Genomic DNA, 16,522 nt, shown 5'->3' with positions numbered 1-16,522 from the left:
ATGCCAGCGTGCGCAGCAGGTAAGGGGATACGCTGATATGACGATTTCACCAACACCCGTAACAGGCTAATCCTCGTCTTATGACTAATCGTTTAACTTTCAAAGACATCATCGCGCTGGGCTTTATGACATTTGCCCTGTTTGTCGGTGCCGGTAATATTATTTTTCCGCCCATGGTGGGTATTCAGTCGGGCGAGCACGTGTGGGTCGCAGCGTCAGGCTTTTTGATCACCGCAGTCGGACTGCCGGTTATCACCGTGATCGCGCTGGCTCGCGTGGGCGGCGGCATTGATGCGCTGAGTTCACCCATCGGCAAGGCTGCAGGGATTGTGCTGGCAACGGTATGCTATCTGGCGGTGGGACCGCTGTTTGCCACGCCGCGTACCGCCACCGTTTCGTTTGAGGTGGGTATCGCACCTCTGACGGGGGAGGGGCCGATGCTGCTGTTTATGTACAGCCTGGCCTACTTTGCGCTGGTGGTTGGCATTTCGCTTTATCCGGGAAAACTGCTGGATACCGTCGGTCATGTGCTTGCGCCATTGAAGATTGTAGCGCTGGTGGTGCTGGGAATTGCTGCGCTGCTTTGGCCTGCCGGCGACATTGCACCAGCAACCGAGGCTTATCAACATGCCGCTTTTACCAGCGGTTTTTTCAGTGGCTATCTGACCATGGATACGCTGGGTGCGCTGGTGTTTGGCATTGTTATTGTTAATACAGCACGTTCCCGTGGCGTCAGCGAGCCGACATTGCTGACCCGCTACACCATTATCGCCGGTCTGATTGCGGGTATTGGCCTGACGCTGGTTTATCTGACGCTGTTTAAGCTTGGTTCGCATAGCGTGTCAGTTGTCGCGCAGGGCGCTAACGGCGCGGCGATCCTGCACGCCTATGTCCAGCAGACATTCGGCAGTACGGGCAACCTTTTCCTTGCCGGGCTGATCTTTGTCGCCTGTATGGTGACGGCGGTGGGTCTGACCTGTGCCTGTGCGGAGTTTTTTGAACAATATCTGCCGTTAAGCTACCGCAAGCTGGTGTTTATTCTCGGCCTGTTCTCAATGGTGATTTCTAACCTGGGTCTTAGCCATTTAATTCAGTTCTCCATTCCGGTACTGACGGCGATTTATCCACCGTGCATTGTGCTGATTTTATTGAGCTTTACGCTGGGATGGTGGAAAAAAAGCAGTCGGATTATTGCGCCGGGTATGCTGGTCAGTCTGATCTTTGGCATTGTGGACGCCATCAAAGCCAGCGCTTTCGCAGAAATTCTGCCTCAGTCTGTTGCCCATTTGCCGTTAGCCGATCAGGGACTGGCCTGGTTACCGCCGTCGCTGCTTATACTGGTAATTGCGGCGCTGTATGACCGTATTTTTTGCCGCTGACAGGTGCATGCCGGGCAGCAGTGATAAATGTGATACGTTTTTCTGACCGTAACGGCAGGAGAAACCTCAGGATGAAGACGGAAAAATGACTGAAAATACCCTTAAAAAAGGCCTAAGCACCCGCCATATCCGTTTTATGGCGCTGGGGTCGGCGATTGGTACCGGATTGTTCTATGGTTCGGCTGATGCGATGAAAATGGCCGGACCCAGTGTGATCCTCGCCTATATTATCGGCGGTGCCATTGCCTACATTATCATGCGGGCGCTGGGCGAAATGTCGGTCAACAACCCGCAGGCCAGCTCTTTCTCGCGTTATGCGCAGGATTATCTCGGCCCGCTTGCCGGTTATATTACCGGCTGGACTTACTGTTTTGAAATTTTGATTGTGGCGATTGCCGACGTTACCGCGTTTGGCATTTACATGAGCGTCTGGTTCCCTGATGTGCCGCACTGGATTTGGGTTCTGAGCGTGGTGTTGATTATTGGTGCTATCAACATGGCCACCGTGAAAGTGTTTGGTGAAGTGGAGTTCTGGCTGTCGCTGTTCAAGGTGGCGACCATCATCATTATGATTGTCGCCGGGATTGGCATTATCGTCTGGGGAATAGGCAACGGTGGCCAGCCGACGGGAATCAGTAACCTGTGGCGCAATGGAGGATTCTTTGCCCACGGCGTAATGGGGATGGTGCTGTCGTTGCAGATAGTGATGTTTGCTTACGGCGGCATTGAAATTATCGGTATCACCGCTGGTGAGGCGAAAAACCCTGAGGTTTCCATTCCACGTGCGATTAATGCCGTACCGCTGCGTATTCTGGTGTTTTATGTCGGCACGCTGTTTGTGATTATGTCGATCTACCCGTGGAACCAGGTGGGTACTCACGGCAGCCCGTTTGTACTGACCTTCCAGCATATGGGTATCGCGGCAGCGGCAGCCGTGCTGAACTTTGTGGTGATTACCGCTTCACTCTCGGCAATCAACAGCGACGTATTCGGCGTGGGACGTATGCTGCACGGCATGGCCGATCAGGGACATGCCCCCAAATCATTTGCCGCCGTTTCGCGGCGTGGGGTGCCTTGGGTAACCACGGTGGTGATGGTGGTTGCCATGCTGGTTGCGGTTTATCTGAACTATCTGATGCCGGAAAAAGTGTTTCTGGTCATTGCATCGCTGGCGACTTTTGCCACGGTTTGGGTGTGGATTATGATCCTGTTTGCGCAAATTGGCTTCCGTCGGACCTTGAGTCCGGTGCAGGCAAAAGCGCTGAAGTTCGCCATGTCGGGGGGCACCTTTACCGCCATTGTGGGCATTCTGTTTCTGTTCTTTATTATCGGGCTTATTGGCTGGTTCCCGGATACCCGCGTGTCGCTGTTCGTCGGCTTAGGCTGGCTGGTGGTGCTGATTGTCAGCTGGGCATTTATTCGTAAGAAAATCAGGGCATAACGGCCAGATACCTTGGGTACAATAATAAAAGGCCGGTCATTCCGGCCTTTTATTATTCCTCAGTAAAAACCGCATCCCGTGAGCTATCATTCAAAATCGCTTTTAACCAAAATCAGGCTTTCACCTTCCCTTGTTTTACCTACGTTAACAGGTCACTTTGTGGCATAGCAGGCGATGCCAGGTTTAAGTGTCCGGTGTCATTTCCTGCAGCCAGTTTGTTATTTTGTATAGTCAATCGCCGTGGCTGTTGGCAAGGTAGTTTGCCTGATGCGCTGCAGCGGAGGTCAACGGCATGGATACGACCCAGTGCTTCAGTATTATCAGGCTTGCGCTTGCGTCGACGATCCTGCCAGTTCTTCGACCGCCGGGCCATGGCATGCAGTTGCGCACGTGAGATCCGGAGGCAATGACTGACAAGGCTTATTCGCCATCCTCCGGCAATAAGGGCACGTGCGCTATCCACTTTTTTGTCGGCCATATTCAACGGCTTCTTTCAGCAGCTCGTTTTCCATGGTTTTCTTGCCCGGCAGGTGTTGCAGCTCTTTGATTTGCTTTATCGCAGATGCCAGCTCCGTCGCGGGTACAACCTGTTCACCCGCAGCAACGGCTGTAATGCTGCCTGCCTGATACTGTTTGCGCCACAGGAAAAGCTTGCTGGCAGCAACACCATGCTGGCGGGCGACCAGCGACACGGTCATACCGGGTTCAAAGCTCTGTTGAACAATGGTGATTTTTTCCTGAACGCTGCGCCGTCTGCGCTTCTCTGGCCCTAAAACATCAATCATCCGGACTCCAACGACTAGTCTGCTGGGGATGTAGTTACATTATTTCTTAATAATTATAAATGGGCAGATCCTTTTGAGAGTACATACACATCTGAAGACAAGCCTGATTCAGAGTAGAAATATGGTTCTTACCAGTCAAGGTACGCTTGATTGGCGTACTTTATTTACTGAGTGTTTTAACTTTTATAACGCAATCTGACTGAGCTGGAGAAGAGCGCTCGGTAACAAAATTTTGGCGGTTTCCGGCTTACAAGCCGCTCAGGCACGAACAGGAAGGGTGTAAGCGCGCTGAGGAATTCCCGGTAACGAGCAGGTAAAATAGAACGGGCATAAAAAGTATAATCTACTGATTGTGTAACCAATTCAGGAGACTGTAATTAAAATTGTGTAATTTCCTGTTTTTGATATGTTCACTCCAACAACGAGGACAGGCAAATTATGGACGAAAAGAAACTTAAAGCCCTTGCGGCTGAACGGGCTAAAGGTCTTAAAACCGAAGCTGACCTTAACCAGTTTTCCCAAATGCTGACGAAGCTCACCGTCGAAACGGCGCTCAATGCTGAACTGACCGACCACTTCGGGCATGAGAAAAACGCGCCCAAAAAAGGCTCTGACACCCGCAATGGCTACGCATCAAAAACGCTGCTTTGCGATGATGGCGAGATTGAGCTGAACACGCCGCGTGACCGCGAAAACACCTTCAACCTCAGCTGATTAAGAAGAGCCAGACGCGTATCACGCAGATGGACAGCCAGATTTTATCCCTGTACGCCAAAGGAATGGCCATGCGTGAAATTGTTGCCACGTCCAAAGAGATGTATGACGCCGATGTCTCACCCACCCTGATATCTAAAGTCACCGATGCCGTAAAAGAACAGGTTGCTGAGTGGCAAAACCGGCAGCTGGATGCACTTTATCCCATTGTTTATATGGACTGTATTGTCGTAAAAGTTCGTCAGAATGGCAGCGTGATAAACAGAGCCGTTTTCCTTGCGCCGGGCATTAATACCGAAGGTCAGAAAGAACTGCCGGGGATGTGGCTGGCTGAAAATGAAGGCGCGAAGTTCTGGCTGAACATCCTGACAGAGCTGAAAAATCGCGGCCTTCAGGATATCCTGATTGCCTGCGTGGACGGACTGAAGGGCTTCCCGGATGCGATAAACAGCGTTTATCCCGAGACACATATCCAGCTGTGCATCATTCATATGGTGCGCAACAGCCTGAAATACGTGGCATGGAAGGACTACAAGGCCGTCACCAGCGGTCTGAAGAGGATTTATCAGTCTCCGACAGAAGAGGCGGCGTTGACAGGGCTGGATGTGTTCGCAGAAATCTGTGACGACAAGTACCCGCAAATCAGCAAAAGCTGGCGTGGCCACTGGGAAAACCTGAATACGTTCTTCTGTTACCCGGCGGATATCCGCAAGGCCATCTACACCACGAACGGCATCGAATCACTGAACAGCGTGATCCGTGCTGCGATAAAGAAACGCAAAGTGTTCCCGGCAGACGACTCGGTGCGTAAGGTGATTTATCTGGCAATCAGGGATGCGTCGAAAAAATGGAGTATGCCGAACCAGAACTGGCGGCTGGCGATGAGCCGCTTTATTATTGAGTTCGGTGACCGCCTGAGCGATCACCTTTGACGTGGTGGCAGTTACACAGAATTATTTACAGGGTCCTGCGACATTGCCAGCACGGCAGAGTGCCATCATGCTAAATGGGTAAACAACCAACCCGCATTATTAGCCAGATGATAAGCTCTGACACCAGAAGGATTTAAGTGTACTAGCTCAGACCTGATCTGACAGTTACCGGTTATTTATACAGGTGTCTGTCAGATTACATCTGGTTCAGATTTTTTTCTGCCCAGACTCGTTTACCATCAAGTAACGTGGCCATTGGCGTACGCCCGCAGCACATTTTTCCCTGATGAGTTCGCTCATTATTGTAATGCCACAACCCGTTGTCCAGATCCGTTTGCAGGCTCTCCAGGTCTTCGTATAACTTCTTACGGAACGTAACCTGATAAAAATCCTGCAAAATAGTTTTATGGAAGCGCTCGCAGATGCCGTTCGTCTGCGGAGACATCGCCTTCGTTTTTGTATGGTCGATATCGTTGATGGCCAGATACAGCTGGTAATCATGCTGCTCCACCTTACCACAGTACTCCGTTCCCCTGTCGGTCAGGATCCTCAGCATCGGCAGTCCCTGAGCCTCGTAGAACGGCAGTACGCGATCATTGAGCAGGTCTGCGGCGGTGATCGGCGTTTTACTCGTATACAGCTTGCAGTGTGCCACTTTCGAGTACGTATCCACGAACGTCTGCTGGTAGATACGACCCACACCTTTCAGATTGCCCACGTAGAAGGTGTCCTGCGACCCGAGATAACCCGGGTGAGCAGTTTCGATTTCTCCGCTGGCCTCGTCATCGTGGGCCTTCTTCTCCAGCGCTGCGATTTGAGCGTCGGTAAGCACGATGCCTTCTCTGGCGACCTTTTCCTCAAGTGCCTTCAGGCGTTTACGGAAGTTCTCCAGGTCGTGCCGTTGCCAGATGGAGCGCACGCCGCTACCGGAGATAAACACGCCTTTTTTACGCAGCTCATTACTGGTCCGGTGTTGCCCGTGGGCCGGGAACTCAACGGCATATTCAACAACAGCGCGTTCAGTGGCTTCGTCGGCGCGGTTCTTCAGGTTGGGGACGCGGCGGTTCTGGTTAATCAGCGCATCGATGCCGCCTTCAGCAGCCAGTTCCTGATAACGGTAAAACGTGTCGCGTGACACGCCCATGATCTTGCAGGCTTTTGATACGTTACCGAGTTCTTCGGCGAGATTGAGCAGGCCGGCTTTGTGTTTGATGATGGGATTGTTAGTATGAATCATGAGAGTTACCTCGCGTTTTGTTTAAGGATTAGACACCCATATCAAAACCGGTAACTCTCAACCTTTCAAGGTCCAGTGTCAGATCAAGTCGCGACTAATACAATTTAAGTACAACCCCTGCTTATTAACAGTTGCCCCTTATATCCTCGCCCAATGCGGGCGGGGATATAAGGGGAGCTATTCAGGGGTTCCCTGCGATCTAACATAAGCTTTCAGCGTTTCGATTGTTGCGCAGCCAGCGCTACAGGCGAAATAGGGGCGTGACCAGAGCACCCCGCTATTACTCTGCTTTCGTAGGTGCGTATTCAACTGGCGCACATAGCGGCCGCTGATCAACTTTAGGTTATTCACTAGCACGCTAACAGGCAACTTGGGTGGGTACGCTACCAGTAGATGAACGTGATCCGCTTCGCCGTCTACCTCCATTATTTCCACTTCCAAACGTTCGGCGGCAGATAAAAAACCACCTGCATAGCAGGTGGCATTGATTTCGCCCCACAGGGGCGCACTAAGTCCAGACTCAGAGAGCCTTCCCTTCACACTTCTTTCAGTGGAAGCTGGCTCTCTTCAACTTCATGTTTTTCCTGATACTTCACGTACTTTATTATCATTTCTTCGTTTATACCTACGGTATCGACACAATAACCTCTTGCCCAAAAATCATTCCCCCACTGCTTGTTCTTACGCAGGCAGGGAAATTTATTGAACAATCGAAGGGCTGTTTTACCCTTTAAGTCGCCTGTTACATGGGAAATCGAAAGCCATGGAGGCACTTTTACCCGCAAAGGGACATGGTCTGTCTGGACATTCAGCTCCACTACTTCTATCCCGGCTGCTCACCTGAGATCCTTATCGGCTTACAGACCTCTTTACCAACATTGTTCCTGAGGATGCGAAACCGGTACCTGGGTGTCCATACGATATGATATTGACAACACCAGAACACATGAGATGCTTTCTGGAATCTGCTCATGGTTAAATCCCCGGCAGTTATGGGGATAACAGATTCGGATTTTCCCATGAGTAGCATGACTGGCAGAGCCAACTTATTGCTGACCACCTCCACAGGAGGTGGTGTTCATGCAGGGATAAAAATTAATGTTAATGCATGTTAAAGTAGCATTGTTATTTATGGAATTAACGGAAAATATCGGTCAAATACCGGATAACTGTACCAAATGGAAGGGGAATAATAATGAGTATAAGAAGTGAAATTATTGATGGTAACCTGGCACAAAGAAGTTCATACGGATTGATATATACGGAAATATTGGGATGGGTAGATCTCGGGCATGCACAGGGTACAGATATCCGAAATTTATGGGCGCAAATACTGCATGGTGAATCCCAAAGTGGACCAACATATGATGTTACATACAAACAATCAATGGTTGGCCTTAAACGTCGTCTGATAGTCGGTAAATCAATCACCTGTGCCTTAAAAAAGGCCTGCCATATCATCAAAAACAAAGCATTGCTCTTGCCATGATGATGACAGTAGCACGAAGATTTGAGAGGCTTCAGGGTTCTTTCCCTTTCAGTTGGGCTACTGATAGCGGATTCAGCGGTGAAGATCTGGTGTCGGATCTTCTCGGCTTTTACCGGGTTATGTCATGTATGAACAACGTGTTCAGCTACCTGAAACCGGTAAGTAAGGAAGAGGCTTTAAAACGGTGGGACCATTATGGAAAAATAGGCTCCTGGAAAAACGAAACATTCAAACCGCTGTTGTTCCCTGATCCGGTTCGTTTCCCCAACGGCAGACCACACTTTGGACAATTGCCAGATTTCATGAAAACCGTCAGACCTTATAACAGGTGGATATCTGAAGATGTCAGTATTGTTGACCCTAATCGTGGTTTTATCCGTTTTGGCAGGGGAGAGTTACGGGTATGAAAAAATCACTAAAAATTATGCTGACCGTTCTGGTGATATGCGTAATTGGTCTTTTTTATGTTTTGCAATATCTCAGCATGGAATTCTCTGATGGTGCTGATTATACGGAAAAGGATAAGCGAGAGTATAATTTTTATACTCCAGAATTATTAAAAAATATGCCTCGCATTAGTAACATCTACAGCTTCCATTACAGCAATGTATCCGGCCCCAATCCCGCACTGATTTATCAGGTGATTTTTTCTGGTACAACGGATCCAATAAAAATTGGCACCTGGCTGGAAAAAAAAGGGTATAAAAGAACAGAAATGTGCAATAAAAATGGAAGTTGCTGGGTCGGTCAGGATCCCAATATAACAGTGTCGGTAGGTTTTGAGGAAAACCCGATCGCCATCCGCGTCGAGATGGTAGATAAAGCAGGGTACAATTGACAAGACTCAGCAAACAATAGCGAAAAACCAATCACCTCATCAAGCCCGGCTGATGTCGGGTTTCGAAAAACGCGGTAATACTAACCGTATTCTATAAATACAATCTCAGTAAATAAATTCCAATTAAGACAGTTAATTAACCTCTCATCATAGCTTTTACGTCATTAGACCTCATAAACATCCAGAAGGTCAGGTGGCGCTTTGTTAATGGCAACAAATGGGGAAAGCGGCTGGCGGGATAGTGTTATTACAGGCATAAGATAATGGCGATCCCCAGAGCAAAAATGAAGATCGCATCAATTTTTCAGGGGCGGTAAACCTTCACGTTAGTAAAGCCCTGCTCATGCAAATAAAGTGCCTGCAAGCGGCTCATCACGCCACGATCGCAGTAGAGTAGCCAGGTTCTGGTCTGATCGAGATCGCCGAACTGGGTACTCAATTTGTAGAAAGGCAGGCTTTTTACTTCAACACCGTCAAGTTCCAGCGGCGTGTCTTCCTGCTCGTCTGGCGAACGGATATCCAGCACCACATCCCGGTCGCCAAACGAAATCACCGTTTCCACTTCCACCACTTCCTGCTGCGTCTCTGCTGCAATCTGGCGGATATCGACGTTGGTCGCTTCGGCTACCACGCGGTCAAGAATGGTGAAATCAACGTTTTGCTCTTCCGCCTTGATTTTAGCTTTGACCGCTTTAACGGTGGGGCTTTTTGAAATCACGCCGCAATATTCCGGCATGGTGCGGGCAAAGTCCTCTGTACCAATTTCCCGTGCAATATTAATGATGTGCTCTTTATCATGGGAAATCAGCGGGCGCAGGATCAGTGTATCCGATGCATTATCAATCAGCCGCAGGTTGGTTAAAGTCTGGCTGGAAACCTGGCCGAGCGCCTCTCCCGTCACCAGTGCCTGCACCCCATAGCGTTCAGCAATGGCTGATGCGGCACGAACCATCATTCGCTTCAGCACCACGCCCATCTGTCCATCCTCTACTTTTTCGAGGATTTCACCCACCACAGGCTCAAAATTAATCGCGACGAAACGGACTTTGTGCGAGCGACCAAAACGCTGCCACAGATAGTGCGCCACCTGACGAACGCCAATTTCATGAGCCGCGCCACCAAGATTGAAAAAACAGTAATGTACGCGGCAGCCGCGGCGCATCAGCATATAGCTGGATACGCCGGAATCGAATCCGCCCGAAATCAGCGATAAAACCTCTTCCTGGGTGCCGATCGGAAAACCACCGATACCGGGATAACGTCCGGTGACCAGCAGCAACCTGTCGTCGTCTATCTCCAGATGAACCGTTACTTCAGGATGATTCAGCTTCACCTGTGCACTGGCCACATGCTGATTGAGGCCACCTCCCACATAACGTTCAACATCCTGAGAACTGAAGTTATGGCTACCGCGGCGCTTTACACGGACGCAGAAGGTCTTCCCGGTAATTCTGTCGCGATTAAGCGCCAGCGTTTGCTCAAAAATATGATGAATGTCGGTGTAGGCACGATCTTCCACCGCCAGGATGTGATGAATACCCGGAATTCGGGTCAGTTCATCAACTATCTTACTGCGCTGGTTTTCCTGTTTCGCACGGACTTCAATATGGTCCCAGTGGCGCACCACCGCTAAGGTGTCATCATACTGTCTAAGCACGTTGCGGATATTCGTGGTCAGAATTTTGATAAAGCGAAGGCGAACAGACTGGCTTTTAATCGTAATTTCAGGGAACAGCTTGATAATAAACTTCATGGTGACACAGGCTCAAAGGGCAATAAAGTGCTGAAAATTCGGCACTCAGGGAGTAAAATCGTCGCGATTAACTGCCTTGTCTGACGTACCAACCAGTATTAACTGACGGTCAGGAAGCAGTGAATACATAAATGTCCGGGATTTGATAAAGATAAGCACCGGGATGCATATCTGGTATTAATGTACAACATATTCAGGCGCAGAAGTGTATCACAGCCGTCCGACGGCTGCTGCTTCATCTGTCACCGACACCATAATTTTGCTAATCAATTTGAGTCAGCTACCATGAACGCTTTCATGGTAAAAAAACCAGTGAGCTAATAGCCATTATGCCTAAAAAAGCCGAATCGCCTGCGAGTTTTGAAAGTTCGCTTCAACAGCTGGAGCAAATCGTATCCCGCCTGGAAAGTGGAGATCTGCCGTTGGAAGACGCACTGAATGAGTTTGAACGCGGCGTACAACTTGCCCGCGAGGGACAACAAAAACTGCAGCAGGCAGAGCAGCGTGTGCAGATCCTGCTTAACGATGACAAAAATGCAGAAATGAAGCCTTTCATGCCGGAAAACGACTGATGGATTTTCACGATCTTCTGACAGCACATCACGCGCGGGTGAATCAGGCTTTACACCATTTTCTCGATCCACTGCCGTTTCAGAGTTCTCCTCTGGTTAATGCCATGGAGTATAGCGCACTCTTGGGCGGTAAACGACTGCGTCCGTTTCTGGTTTATGCGACGGGAGAAATGCTTGGTGCTGACAGCAGTGCGCTGGATGCACCTGCCGCTGCCGTAGAATGTATTCATGCCTATTCGCTTATTCACGATGATTTACCTGCCATGGATGACGATAATCTGCGTCGCGGTCAGCCTACCTGCCATATTAAATTTGGTGAAGATACGGCTATTCTTGCGGGCGACGCGCTGCAAACGCTGGCGTTTACCATACTGGCCGATGCACCGATGCAAGGAGTGACACCATCTGAAAGGATTGCAATGATTTCAGAACTGGCGCAGGCCAGCGGCGTCGCGGGCATGTGTGGCGGTCAGGCGCTGGATCTCGACGCAGAATACCAGCAGGTCTCTCTGGACACGCTGGAACAAATTCATCGTCATAAAACCGGCGCACTGATACGCGCCGCAGTGCGATTGGGTGCACTGGCCGCTGGCAGTCGTGGTCGTGAGGCGATTTCCGCGCTGGACCGCTACGCCAACGCCATCGGGCTCGCGTTTCAGGTACAGGACGACATTCTGGATGTGGTCGGTGATACCGATATTATTGGAAAACGGCAGGGAGCCGATCAGCAGCTGGGGAAAAGCACCTACCCGGCCCTGTTAGGGCTTGAGGAGGCGCGTGCAAAAGCGCTGGATTTGCAACAGGAGGCACTCAGCGCCCTTGAAACGCTTGCTGTGCAATCTCTGAATACGGCACCACTACAAATGCTTGCAAGTTATATAATTGAACGTAATAAATAACTCCCACAATGAGTCTCTGATGAGTTTTGATACTGCAAAATACCCGACGCTTGCACTGGCCAGCTCGGTACAAGAATTACGTACGCTTCCCAAAGAAAGTCTGCCAAAACTCTGTGACGAGCTGCGCCAGTATTTACTCGACAGCGTCAGCCGTTCCAGTGGTCATTTTGCCTCCGGGCTGGGCGTGGTGGAACTGACCATCGCACTGCATTACGTTTACAATACCCCTTTCGATCGTCTGGTGTGGGATGTCGGCCACCAGGCTTATCCGCATAAAATTCTGACCGGACGCCGCGATCGCATCGGTACCATTCGTCAGAAGAACGGCCTGCACCCTTTTCCCTGGCGGGATGAGAGCGAGTACGACGTGCTCAACGTTGGCCACTCATCAACCTCCATCAGTGCGGGGCTGGGCATGGCGGTGGCCGCACAAAAAGAAGGTAAAGGCCGTCGTACTGCCTGCATCATCGGTGACGGAGCCATTACTGCGGGCATGGCATTTGAAGCGATGAACCATGCAGGCGATATCAAGCCGGATATGCTGGTGATCCTGAACGACAATGAAATGTCGATTTCCGAAAACGTTGGCGCCCTCAATAATCGTCTGGCACAGATTCTCTCCGGGAAAACCTATTCGCGCCTGCGTGAAGGGGGCAAAAAGGTCCTCACTAACCTGCCCCCGATTAAAGAACTGGTAAAACGCACCGAAGAACATCTGAAAGGAATGGTGGCACCAGGCACGCTGTTTGAGGAGCTGGGATTCAACTATATTGGGCCGGTCGACGGCCATGATGTGCTGTCACTGGTGCATACCCTGAACAATATGCGCGAACTGAAAGGACCACAGTTTCTGCATATTATGACTAAAAAGGGCAAAGGCTATGCTCCGGCAGAAAAAGACCCGATTAGCTGGCATGCCGTGCCAAAATTCGATCCCGCCAGCGGGCTGCTGCCGAAAGCAGCTGAAGGGCTACCAAGCTATTCGAAAATTTTTGGTCAGTGGCTGAGTGAAACCGCCAAAATCGATGCAAACCTGATGGCAATTACCCCTGCCATGCGTGAAGGTTCCGGCATGGTCAGCTTTTCCCGCGATTATCCCGCGCAGTATTTCGACGTGGCCATTGCCGAGCAGCATGCAGTCACCTTTGCGGCAGGGCTGGCTATCGGCGGTTATAAACCCGTTGTGGCAATCTATTCCACCTTTTTGCAGCGCGCTTACGATCAGCTGATTCACGATGTAGCTATCCAAAAACTGCCGGTTCTGTTCGCCATTGACCGTGGCGGTATTGTGGGATCGGACGGTCAGACGCATCAGGGCGCATTTGATCTCTCTTTCCTGCGCTGCATCCCAAATATGACCATCATGACCCCAAGCGATGAAGATGAATGTCGGCAAATGCTCTACACCGGCTATCATCATAGCGATGGCCCAAGCGCCGTACGTTATCCGCGTGGAAGCGGCACGGGCGCAGAGCTGAAGCCACTTCGCGCGCTGCCATTAGGTAAAGCGGTGGTGAAACGCCGGGGGAAAAAGCTGGCTATTCTCAATTTTGGCACCCTGTTGCCGGAAGCGACAAGCGTGGCTGGGTCACTTGATGCAACTCTGGTGGATATGCGCTTCGTTAAGCCACTGGATGAAGCACTCATCCTCGAGCTGGCCGCTGCTCATGAAGCACTGATAACTCTCGAAGAAGGGGCTATTAAAGGTGGGGCTGGCAGCGGGGTGATTGAATTTATGATGGCAAAACGTTGCTGTGTGCCAGTATTGACGATTGGGCTACCGGATGAATTTATCCCGCAGGGCACTCAGGAAGAAATTCGCCATGATTATCGGCTGGATGCCCCAGGGATTGAGCACCAAATCCGCTACTGGCTGGCGCAGTAACACCGCATAACGCTCTCTTTCGGGGGAGCGTTTCACCTGCTAAGATTAAAGGGCGCGAGATGCCATTCACTCATTAGCAGGAGCCCACATGAACACCATTCAATTAGGTAATACCGATCTGACCGTTTCCCGCCTTTGCCTGGGGTGTCTGACATTTGGCGAGCCTGATCGTGGCCGTTACACCTGGACGCTGCCGGAAGAGAGCAGCAGACCGCTGATTAAACAGGCGCTGGAAGCTGGGATTACCTTTTTTGACACTGCAAACAGTTACTCCGACGGCAGCAGTGAAGAAATCGTTGGGCGGTCACTGAAAGAGTATGCCCGCCGCGATGAAATCGTTGTGGCAACCAAAGTCTATTTCCCAATGAGCAACCTCTCTGGCGGCCTGTCACGCGCTAAGATTATGCAATCCATAGATGACAGTCTGCGCCGCCTCGGAACGGACTATGTTGACCTGCTGCAAATCCACCGCTGGGATTACGACACGCCACTGGAAGAAACGCTGGAAGCGCTGCACGATGTGGTGAAATCCGGCAAAGCCCGCTATATCGGTGCATCATCAATGTATGCGTGGCAATTTGCCAAAGCGCTCTATACCGCCGATCGTCACGGCTGGACACGGTTTGTCAGCATGCAGGATCAATACAATTTGATCCAGCGGGAAGAAGAGCGTGAAATGCACCCGTTCTGCCAGGCAGAAAATATTGCCGTGCTGCCGTGGAGCCCGCTGGCGCGGGGACGTCTGACGCGCCCCTGGGGTGAAACCACCTCACGGTCCGTCTCCGATGAGTTTGGCAGCACGCTTTATGAAAAAACCGAAGAAAACGACAGTGCGATTGCCGAGCGAGTAGCGAATATTGCTGAAGAGAAAGGTATCAGTCGGGCGCAACTGGCGCTGGCGTGGTTGCTGGCTAAACCGGCTGTCACCGCGCCAATTATTGGCGCATCCCGCGCTGAACAACTGGACGATTTAGTGAAAGCGCCTGACATCAAATTAACCCGTGAAGACATTGCCGAACTGGAAAGTCTATATCAACCGCATGCTGTGGTGGGATTCGAATAGCTTGGTCAGGATATGGCACCGCCAACAGCGCCATACCTTTGGAATTACATCACCAGATGATGTCCGGCAATATAGAGAATACCTGCGGAGATAATCCCGGCGATAATATCGTCGATCATAATCCCCATACCGCCGTGAACGTTGCGATCGAACCAACGAATTGGCCAGGGTTTCCAGATATCGAGAATGCGAAAAATCACAAACCCTGCCAGCACCCATTGCCAGCTGTTAACCGGGATCGCCATCAGGGTGATCCACATACCAATAAATTCATCCCAGACAATGCAGCCGTGATCGTGGACACCCATATCCTTTGCGGTGCGATGACAAAGATACACGCCAATGCAAATACCAAACATCACCACCAGCGAATACAGGTCCTGCGGCAACAAGGTCATCAGGCACCAAAACGGAATCGAAGCCAGGGAACCCACGGTACCGGGTACCCACGGGCACAGACCACTGCCGAAACCCGTTGCCAGCAGATGCCAGGGATTACTCATTTTCAGTCGGCGTTTCGCCGCATCTTTACTGACTGGCAAAATGATCAAATCCCCGCACGTTGTCGTCAACGGGCTTGCCATCCTGTAACAGGACCAACCCCTCGATCTGTGAAGCAATCTGCCCGATGCAGGTAAAAGGCACGCCAGAATGGCCCAGTGTAACATCCAGCGCACCACGATTGATCTCCGGCACGGTAAAACAAAGCTCGTAGTCTTCACCGCCACCCAAGGCCCAGTTCAGCACCTGCGTCGGCTCAAAATGCTGTTTCAGCACATCCGACAATGGCAAGGCATCAAGATTCAGGCGTGCGCCACAGCCGCTGGCCTGCAAGATATGCCGGATGTCTGAGATTAAGCCATCGGAGATATCAATCGCCGAGCTGGCAAGATCGCGTAGCGCCTGGCCTTGCAGGATGCGCGGCATTGGCCTCAGATGACGTTTGATCAGCGCTTCGTGTACTGCCGGATCATGGATCTTAATACGGTGCTGTAACAGCGCCAGACCAGCAGCGCTGTCGCCAAGCGTCCCGGTGACGTAAATCCAGTCGCCGGGACGCGCACCGGTGCGCTTTAGCGCCCTGCCCTGCGGCACCAGGCCGTGTATGCCCAGCGTCAGACTCAGCGGTCCGCGCGTGGTGTCACCGCCGACGAGCTGCATATTATAGTAATCGAGCAGCTCAAAAAGACTGTCGCTGAACGCCTTAAGCCAGGATTCATCCACAGCCGGCAGCGTCAGCGCCAGGGTCAGCCACGCCGGATCGGCCCCCATTGCCGCCAGATCGCTAAGATTCACTGCCAGTGCTTTGTAACCGAGATCGGCCGGATGAATATCTCGCAGAAAGTGAACACCTTCCACCAGCGTGTCGGTACTTATCGCCAGCGTTTGCTTTTCAGGCAGGGTAAGTAATGCGCAGTCGTCTCCGATGCCTTTTTCCACATCTCGACGTGAACTGGCCACACGGTCAAAGTACCGGGTGATAAGCTCGAATTCGCCACATGCCATACGCGTTTTTTCCGGGGCTGAAAATGAAG

General features: G+C 51.1%; 11 protein-coding genes and 5 pseudogenes. 9 read left to right on the top strand and 7 right to left on the bottom strand.

Annotated features, from left to right (window positions below; genetic code table 11):
* The first annotated feature begins 80 nt into the window (after positions 1–80).
* On the top strand, positions 81–1,379 hold the full coding sequence (gene brnQ, locus LU633_RS22755; RefSeq protein ID WP_016192793.1) for a branched-chain amino acid transport system II carrier protein: 1,299 nt from the start codon (positions 81–83) through the stop codon (positions 1,377–1,379).
* An 85-nt stretch (positions 1,380–1,464) separates the two neighbouring features.
* Complete coding sequence (gene proY, locus LU633_RS22750; protein ID WP_016192792.1) at positions 1,465–2,820, top strand: proline-specific permease ProY; 1,356 nt, start codon at positions 1,465–1,467, stop codon at positions 2,818–2,820.
* Positions 2,821–3,106: 286 nt separating this feature from the next.
* Here proY and LU633_RS22745 read toward each other — a convergent pair.
* Positions 3,107–3,605: pseudogene (locus LU633_RS22745) on the bottom strand (transposase); the annotation flags it as partial.
* A gap of 438 nt (positions 3,606–4,043) precedes the next feature.
* On the opposite strand from LU633_RS22745, the pseudogene LU633_RS22740 reads away from it, so the two are divergent.
* A pseudogene (locus LU633_RS22740) lies at positions 4,044–5,251 on the top strand (IS256 family transposase).
* Between the two features lie 196 nt (positions 5,252–5,447).
* Here the strand turns inward: LU633_RS22740 and LU633_RS22735 are convergent.
* The 3 genes and pseudogenes from LU633_RS22735 to tnpA (LU633_RS22725) all read right to left on the bottom strand — a co-directional run bounded on the left by LU633_RS22735 (position 5,448) and on the right by tnpA (LU633_RS22725) (position 7,461).
* Positions 5,448–6,488 carry an IS481 family transposase gene (locus LU633_RS22735; RefSeq protein WP_046371791.1) on the bottom strand — a complete coding sequence of 347 codons (1,041 nt, stop codon included), beginning with the start codon at positions 6,486–6,488 and terminating at the stop codon, positions 5,448–5,450.
* Between the two features lie 177 nt (positions 6,489–6,665).
* A pseudogene (gene tnpA / locus LU633_RS22730) lies at positions 6,666–6,956 on the bottom strand (IS200/IS605 family transposase); the annotation flags it as partial.
* 68 nt (positions 6,957–7,024) lie between these two features.
* Positions 7,025–7,461, bottom strand: a pseudogene (gene tnpA, locus LU633_RS22725) (IS200/IS605 family transposase).
* Between the two features lie 222 nt (positions 7,462–7,683).
* Here tnpA (LU633_RS22725) and LU633_RS22720 point away from each other — a divergent pair.
* Both LU633_RS22720 and LU633_RS22715 read left to right on the top strand, forming a co-directional pair.
* Positions 7,684–8,384, top strand: a pseudogene (locus LU633_RS22720) (hypothetical protein).
* The gene (locus LU633_RS22715) at positions 8,381–8,815 is read left to right on the top strand and encodes a hypothetical protein (RefSeq protein ID WP_016192785.1); all 435 of its coding nucleotides are present in this window, start codon (positions 8,381–8,383) and stop codon (positions 8,813–8,815) included. Before LU633_RS22720 ends, LU633_RS22715 begins: the two are co-directional and overlap by 4 nt.
* Positions 8,816–9,119: 304 nt before the next feature.
* Here LU633_RS22715 and thiI read toward each other — a convergent pair whose 3' ends face one another.
* On the bottom strand, positions 9,120–10,568 hold the full coding sequence (gene thiI / locus LU633_RS22710; RefSeq protein ID WP_016192784.1) for a tRNA uracil 4-sulfurtransferase ThiI: 1,449 nt from the start codon (positions 10,566–10,568) through the stop codon (positions 9,120–9,122).
* 329 nt (positions 10,569–10,897) lie between these two features.
* Between thiI and xseB the strand changes: the two genes are divergently transcribed.
* From xseB to LU633_RS22690, 4 genes are all read left to right on the top strand, one after another.
* Positions 10,898–11,140, top strand: coding sequence for an exodeoxyribonuclease VII small subunit (gene xseB, locus LU633_RS22705; RefSeq protein WP_016192783.1), 243 nt, complete (start codon positions 10,898–10,900; stop codon positions 11,138–11,140).
* Entirely contained in the window at positions 11,140–12,039 is a 900-nt protein-coding gene (ispA, locus tag LU633_RS22700; protein ID WP_016192782.1) for a (2E,6E)-farnesyl diphosphate synthase, read from the top strand. The genes xseB and ispA overlap by 1 nt, the downstream gene beginning before the upstream one ends.
* A 19-nt stretch (positions 12,040–12,058) precedes the next feature.
* A complete protein-coding gene (dxs, locus tag LU633_RS22695; protein ID WP_016192781.1) occupies positions 12,059–13,924 on the top strand; it encodes a 1-deoxy-D-xylulose-5-phosphate synthase in 1,866 nt (621 codons plus the stop codon).
* 88 nt (positions 13,925–14,012) lie between these two features.
* The gene (locus LU633_RS22690) at positions 14,013–14,987 is read left to right on the top strand and encodes an aldo/keto reductase (protein ID WP_016192780.1); all 975 of its coding nucleotides are present in this window, start codon (positions 14,013–14,015) and stop codon (positions 14,985–14,987) included.
* 44 nt (positions 14,988–15,031) lie between these two features.
* Here the strand turns inward: LU633_RS22690 and pgpA are convergent, their stop codons facing one another.
* Both pgpA and thiL read right to left on the bottom strand, forming a co-directional pair.
* A complete protein-coding gene (gene pgpA, locus LU633_RS22685) occupies positions 15,032–15,538 on the bottom strand; it encodes a phosphatidylglycerophosphatase A (protein WP_040465863.1) in 507 nt (168 codons plus the stop codon).
* Positions 15,516–16,493 (bottom strand): thiamine-phosphate kinase, encoded by a 978-nt coding sequence (gene thiL / locus LU633_RS22680; RefSeq protein WP_016192778.1) that lies wholly within the window; start codon positions 16,491–16,493, stop codon positions 15,516–15,518. Before thiL ends, pgpA begins: the two co-directional genes overlap by 23 nt.
* Positions 16,494–16,522 lie beyond the last annotated feature (29 nt).

This window comes from Erwinia tracheiphila (genome assembly GCF_021365465.1).
Lineage (GTDB): Bacteria > Pseudomonadota > Gammaproteobacteria > Enterobacterales > Enterobacteriaceae > Erwinia > Erwinia tracheiphila.
This window is presented reverse-complemented; position numbering and strand designations above follow the sequence as displayed.